The 6,461-nt window shown below is 68.2% G+C and carries 7 protein-coding genes and 1 pseudogene; all 8 read left to right on the top strand.

Translation table 11 applies throughout. The features are described 5' to 3' along the window. The coding region (sufB, locus tag WA805_RS10360) for a Fe-S cluster assembly protein SufB (protein ID WP_425242231.1) at window positions 1-1,097 on the top strand (1,097 nt) is incomplete at its 5' end. After that, window positions 1,097-2,227, top strand: coding sequence for a Fe-S cluster assembly protein SufD (gene sufD, locus WA805_RS10355; RefSeq protein ID WP_422285145.1), 1,131 nt, complete (start codon window positions 1,097-1,099; stop codon window positions 2,225-2,227). The genes sufB and sufD, both read left to right, overlap by 1 nt. Next, window positions 2,224-2,556, top strand: coding sequence for a non-heme iron oxygenase ferredoxin subunit (locus WA805_RS10350; RefSeq protein WP_422271062.1), 333 nt, complete (start codon window positions 2,224-2,226; stop codon window positions 2,554-2,556). The genes sufD and WA805_RS10350 overlap by 4 nt, the downstream gene beginning before the upstream one ends. Continuing rightward, a complete protein-coding gene (gene sufC / locus WA805_RS10345) occupies window positions 2,556-3,380 on the top strand; it encodes a Fe-S cluster assembly ATPase SufC (RefSeq protein ID WP_425242230.1) in 825 nt (274 codons plus the stop codon). The genes WA805_RS10350 and sufC overlap by 1 nt, the downstream gene beginning before the upstream one ends. Next, the gene (locus WA805_RS10340) at window positions 3,377-4,603 is read left to right on the top strand and encodes a SufS family cysteine desulfurase (RefSeq protein WP_422271066.1); all 1,227 of its coding nucleotides are present in this window, start codon (window positions 3,377-3,379) and stop codon (window positions 4,601-4,603) included. Before sufC ends, WA805_RS10340 begins: the two co-directional genes overlap by 4 nt. Before the next feature lie 45 nt (window positions 4,604-4,648). Then, window positions 4,649-5,107 (top strand): Fe-S cluster assembly sulfur transfer protein SufU, encoded by a 459-nt coding sequence (gene sufU / locus WA805_RS10335; protein ID WP_422322533.1) that lies wholly within the window; start codon window positions 4,649-4,651, stop codon window positions 5,105-5,107. After that, window positions 5,100-5,486 (top strand): metal-sulfur cluster assembly factor, encoded by a 387-nt coding sequence (locus tag WA805_RS10330; RefSeq protein ID WP_425239854.1) that lies wholly within the window; start codon window positions 5,100-5,102, stop codon window positions 5,484-5,486. Before sufU ends, WA805_RS10330 begins: the two co-directional genes overlap by 8 nt. A gap of 467 nt (window positions 5,487-5,953) precedes the next feature. Further along, window positions 5,954-6,461, top strand: a pseudogene (locus tag WA805_RS10325) (hypothetical protein); the annotation flags it as partial.

Here is a 6,461-nt window from a genome sequence, read left to right as displayed (position 1 = left end):
CCTACGACAGGCTCGGCATCCCCGAGGCGGAGAAGCAGCGGCTCATCGCCGGCGTCGCGGCGCAGTACGAGTCCGAGGTCGTCTACCACAAGATCCGCGAGGACCTGGAGGAAAAGGGCGTCATCTTCCTGGACACCGATACCGCGCTGCGCGAGCACCCGGATCTGTTCGGTGAGTACTTCGCCACGGTGATCCCGCCGGGCGACAACAAGTTCGCCGCGCTGAACACCGCGGTCTGGTCCGGCGGCAGCTTCATCTACGTGCCCAAGGGCGTGCACGTGGACATCCCGCTGCAAGCCTACTTCCGGATTAACACCGAGAACATGGGCCAGTTCGAGCGGACGCTGATCATCGTCGACGAGGGCGCCAGCGTGCACTACGTCGAGGGCTGCACGGCGCCGATCTACTCCTCCGACTCGCTGCACTCGGCGGTCGTCGAGATCATCGTGAAGAAGAACGCGCACTGCCGCTACACCACCATCCAGAACTGGTCCAACAACGTCTACAACCTGGTGACCAAGCGCGCGGTCGCGCAGCAGGGCGCCACCATGGAGTGGATCGACGGGAACATCGGCTCCAAGGTGACGATGAAGTACCCGGCGGTCTACCTGATGGGCGAGCACGCCAAGGGCGAGACGCTCAGCGTGGCGTTCGCCGGCGAGGGCCAGCACCAGGACGCGGGCGCGAAGATGGTGCACTGCGCGCCGAACACCAGCTCCACGATCGTCTCCAAGTCCGTCGCCCGCGGCGGCGGCCGCACCAGCTACCGCGGCCTGATCAACGTGCAGGAAGGCGCCGCGCACTCCAAGTCCACGGTGAAGTGCGACGCGCTGCTTGTGGACACGATCAGCCGGTCCGACACCTACCCGTACAACGACGTCCGCGAGGATGACGTCGAGATGGGTCACGAGGCCACCGTCTCGAAGATCTCGGAAGACCAGCTCTTCTACCTCAGGAGCCGGGGCATGACCGAGGACGAGGCGATGGCGATGATCGTGCGCGGCTTCGTCGAGCCGATCGCCCGCGAGCTGCCGATGGAGTACGCGCTCGAGCTCAACCGGCTGATCGAGCTGCAGATGGAAGGAGCGGTCGGCTAATGTCAGCGCTCGGCGGGGCGGTCGAGACCGCCCCGGTCTCCAGCCTGCACGCGTTCGGGTCGGTCAATCCCGACGACTTCCCGGTGCCGACGGGCCGCGAGGAGGAGTGGCGGTTCACCCCGCTGCGCCGCCTGCGCGGCCTGCACAAGGACGCGGTCCTCGGTTCCGAGGGTGTGACGGTGGCCGTCGACGCCGCTCCCGAGATCGAGTTGTCAGAACGTCCGCGGCCGTCTGCGGACTCCTCGTTCCTCCCGGCGGACCGGATCAGCGCCCGCGCCTTCGCCGCCGCCGCCACGGCGACCGTCATCACGGTCCCGAAGGAAGCGGTGGCGTCACGGCCCACGTACGTGACCGTCACCGGGACCGACGCCAGCGTCGCGACCGCAGGCCACCTGGTCATCGACGTGCAGCCGTACGGGCGGGCTACCGTGGTCATCGACCAGCGGGGCAGCGCCGTCTACGCGGACAACGTGGAGATCAACGTCGCCGACGGCGGCGACCTCACCGTCGTGTCCCTCGCCGACTGGGACGACGACGCGGTCCAGGTCGCGCATCATGTAGCCACGCTCGGCCGCGACGCGCACCTGGCGCACTTCGCGGTCACGCTCGGCGGCTCGCTGGTCCGGCTGTCGCCGACGGTCCGCTACGCGGGCCCCGGTGGCGACGCCGAGCTGTACGGCATCACTTTCGCCGACGCAGGCCAGCACCTGGAGCACCGGCTGTTCGTCGACCACGACACCCCGAACTGCCGCAGCCGCGTCCGGTACAAGGGCGCGCTGCGCGGCGACGGCGCGCACACGGTCTGGATCGGCGACGTGCTGATCAGGCCGGAGGCCACCGGCACGGACACCTACGAGTACAACAGGAACCTGGTGCTCACCGACGGGGCGCGCGCCGATTCGGTGCCGAACCTGGAGATCCTCACTGGCGAGGTGGTCGGCGCCGGGCACGCCAGCGCCAGCGGGCGGCTCGAGGACGAGCACCTGTTCTACCTCCAGGCGCGCGGCATCCCGTTCGAGGAGGCGCGCCGCCTGGTGATCCGCGGGTTCTTCGCCGAGCTGATCGCCAGGATCGGCCTGCCGGAGCTGGAAGACCGCATCATGCAAGCCATCGAAGGAGAGCTGTCGTGAGCGGGCCGGAGTCAGCCGCGTACGTTCGGGCATGCGCTCTTTCTGAGCTTGCTGACGGCGAGCCTCTTGCTGTCGAGCTGAAGGACGAGCCGGTCGCGATCGTCCGCACCGAGGGCCAGGTGTTCGCGATCCGCGACGTGTGCTCGCACGCCGAGGTCCCGCTGTCGGAGGGCGAGGTCGACGGCTGCACGATCGAGTGCTGGCTGCACGGGTCGCGCTTCGACCTGCGCACCGGCAAGCCGACCGGCATGCCCGCGACCGAGCCGGTGCCCGTCTACCCCGTGAAGATCGAGGACGACGACGTCCTCGTCGCTATAGAGGAGTCATAGTGTCCACCCTGGAGATCCGCGACCTGCACGTGTCCGTCGCCGAGGCTCAGTCCTCAAGCACGGGCGGGACGCTGCGGGAGATCCTGCGCGGCGTCAACCTCACCGTCAGGGACGGCGAGACGCACGCCATCATGGGACCGAACGGCTCCGGCAAGTCCACCCTCGCCTACGCGATCGCCGGCCACCCGAAGTACCACGTCACCGCTGGCTCCGTCACCCTTGACGGCGAGGACGTGCTGGCGATGAGCGTGGACGCGCGGGCCCGGGCCGGGCTGTTCCTCGCCATGCAGTACCCGGTCGAGGTGCCGGGCGTGTCGGTGTCGAACTTCCTGCGCACCGCGGTGACCGCGACCCGCGGCGAGGCGCCGAAGCTGCGCGAGTTCATGAAGGAGATGCGCGGCGCGATGAGCGACCTCGCCATCGACCCCAAGTTCGCCGAGCGCTCGCTGAACGAGGGCTTCTCCGGCGGCGAGAAGAAGCGCCACGAGATCCTCCAGATGGAGCTGCTCGACCCGAAGATCGCCGTGCTGGACGAGACCGACTCCGGCCTCGACGTCGACGCGCTGAAGATCGTGGCCGAGGGCATCAACAGGTTCCGCGCCCAGCCTGACCACGGCGTGCTGCTGATCACCCACTACACGCGGATCCTGCGGTACGTGCAGCCGGACTTCGTGCACGTCTTCGTCGGCGGCCGGATCGTCGAAGAGGGCGGCCCCGAGCTGGCCCAGGTGCTGGAGGACGACGGCTACGAGCGGTTCACCGCGGCGGCGCCCGTAGTTGGGGGCACAGCGGTTGGGGGCACAGTGGCTGGGGGCACAGCATGAGCACCCCGCTGGACGTGGAGGCGATCCGCAAGGACTTCCCTGCGCTGAGCCGGCTGGTCCGCAACGACCGGCCGCTCATCTACCTGGACTCGGGCGCGACCTCGCAGAAGCCCGTGCAGGTCCTCGACGCCGAGCGCGAGTTCTACGAGCTGCACAACGGCGCCGCGCACCGCGGCGCGCATCTGCTCAGTGAGGAAGGCACCGAGATCTACGAGGGCGCGCGGGGTAAGCTCGCCGCCTTCATCGGCGCGGACGACCGCGAGGTCGTGTTCACCAAGAGCGCGACCGAGTCGATCAACCTGGTCGCCTACTCGCTCACCGGCTCGATCATGCCCGGTGACGAGATCCTCATCACCGAGTCGGAGCACCACGCCAACCTCGTCCCGTGGCAGCAGCTCGCCGGGCGGACCGGCGCGACGCTGCGCTGGTTCACGGTGCTGCCCGACGGCAGGCTCGACGTGGACCCGGCGCTGATCACCGACCGGACCAAGATCGTGGCGCTGACCGGCCAGTCGAACGTCACCGGCGTGAACCCCCCGGTCGCCGACATCACGAGGCTGGCGCACGAGGCGGGCGCGCTGGTGCTCTGCGACGGCGCGCAGCTGGTGCCGCACCACCCGGTGGACGTCAGGGCGCTGGACGTGGACTTCCTGGTGTTCTCCGGGCACAAGATGCTCGGGCCGCTGGGGCTGGGTGTCCTGTACGGCAAGTACGCCCAGCTCGAAGCGCTGCCGCCGTTCCTGTCCGGCGGGGACATGATCGAGGTGGTCCGGATGGAAGGCTCCACCTTCCAGCCGCCGCCCGCCAGGTTCGAGACCGGCGTCCCGCCGGCCCCGTTGGCCGCTGGCCTCGCCGCCGCCGTGGACTACCTGACCCGGCTCGGCATGGACAACGTCGCCGCGCACGAGGAGTCGCTGACCGCGCACGCGATCGACGCGCTGCTGGACATCCCGGGGGTGCGCATCCTCGGGCCGACCACCACGAAGGACCGCGGCGGCGCCGTGGCGTTCGAGGTGGACGGAGTGCACCCGCACGACGTCGGCCAGGTCCTCGACGACCAGGGCATCGCGGTGCGCACCGGTCACCACTGCGCGTGGCCGCTGCACCGGGCGCTCGGCGTCCAGTCGTCCGCCAGGGCCACTTTCTACGTGTACAACACGCACGAGGAAGTGGACGCGCTGGCCGAGGGTGTACGGTACGCGAAGCGGTTCTTCGGGGTCTGACCGCAGTGGAACATCGGGTCGCGACGGGGCGTTTTAGAGGACACTATGCAGCTTGAGTCGATGTACCAGGAAATCATCCTGGACCATTACCGGCACCCGCACCACAAGGGCCTGCGGGAGCCGCACGATGCCGAGGTCTATCACGTCAACCCGACCTGCGGCGACGAGGTGACGATGCGCGTCGCGCTGAAGGACGTGGGCGGCGAGCAGGTGGTCGAGGACGTCTCCTACGACGCGCTCGGCTGCTCGATCAGCCAGGCAAGCGCCTCGGTGATGTCCGACCTCGTGATCGGCAAGCCGGTCGCTGAGGCGATGCGGATCGGCGACGCCTTCCTCGAGCTGATGCAGTCCAAGGGGCAGGGCGAGCCGGACGAGGACCTGCTCGAGGACGCCGTGGCGTTCGCCGGCGTGTCGAAGTACCCGGCCCGCATCAAGTGCGCGCTGCTTCCCTGGATGGCGTGGAAGGACGCGACCGCGAGGGCACTGGAGGAACACGATGGCTGAGGAAACGACTGCTCAGGAAACGACTGCCGTGGAAACGACTGCCGAGGAAACGACTGCTAAGGAAACCGTGTCCCAGGAGGTCGAGGACGTCATCGAGGCGCTGCGCGACGTGGTCGACCCCGAGCTCGGCATCAACGTCGTCGACCTGGGGCTCGTCTACGGCGTCGACGTGGACGCAGAGAAGATAGCCACTGTCGACATGACGCTGACCAGCGCCGCGTGCCCGCTCACCGACGTGATCGAGGAGCAGGCACGAGAGGCCCTGGACGGCCTGGTGACCGACTTCAGGATCAACTGGGTCTGGATGCCCCCGTGGGGCCCGGAGCACATCACCGAAGACGGCCGCGAGCAGCTCCGCGCGCTGGGCTTCAACATCTAGCCTCACACCAGCCCCATCCACCCGAGGCCCGTGACCTTCGGCACTCAGCTAGTTGGCCGTCTTTGCGCACTCCCGGGCACCTTATGCATGAAATCACCACTTGTGACCGGTCACTTGATCTAGAAATGGTCATTTCATGCATAAGGCAAACTGATGTGGCCACTGTGGCGTGGCGGGGCGTCCCCGAGGAACCGACTTTGCATCCTTCCCGTCACTTTGCAGCCCAGGTGACCACTTATAAGTCCCACAGGCCTCACATGTCACGAAAAATGGTCACGGCGGCTGCAAAGTCAACGGGCGTGACCAGTGTGACGAGAGCGATATCGCGAACAGCTACCTTTGTTGACTTCGCGCCGCTTTGTAGACGCCCTGACCAGAATGAGGGGTCTAAAGGGTGCCCAAAGTGGTCACCACGCCAACAAAGCCAGCGGGAATGGCTGATGTGCCTGGTGTTAATCGGGGAGGCAGTGCGTAGTGAAGAGCAGTACGTAGTGAAGAACAGCGCGAGCGGCGGTACCAAGTGGGTGGACGTTGCCCCGGAGCGGTTCCCCGGGTGGGTCGCCTCGTTCGCCCGCAGGCACGGGACAGGCGGCGAGGACCAGTCCCTCACGGTGGCGATGACCGGCGAGACTGTGATCTTCACCGCACCGGACGGCGCGGTCGCCGAGTGCCACCCGCCCTTCCCGCCTCTCGCTGATAACAGCAAGAAGCGGGCCGCGGCAGAGCCGGGGGCCGCGGCAGAGCCGGGGGAGGCGGGCGACGCGGACAGCGCGGAGCAAGCGGGCGCAGACAGTGCGGAGCAGGCGAGCGGCGCCGACGACGCCGATGAGGCGCGTCTCGCAGCCGAGGTGGTTGCCGCGCACGCGCGGCGACCACGCACCGTTGGCGTGCTCCTCGTCCGGCTCGGCGGCTACGCCGCCGGCGTGTTCACCGGCTATCCGCCGGCCCTGGCCGATGCCAAGACCGGGTCCCGCC

The sequence above is a fragment of the Trebonia sp. genome (assembly GCF_049794275.1).
In the GTDB taxonomy this organism is placed as follows: Bacteria; Actinomycetota; Actinomycetes; order Streptosporangiales; family Streptosporangiaceae; genus Trebonia.
The sequence above is the reverse complement of the archived record's forward strand: the minus strand, read 5'-3'. Positions and strand labels throughout refer to the sequence as shown.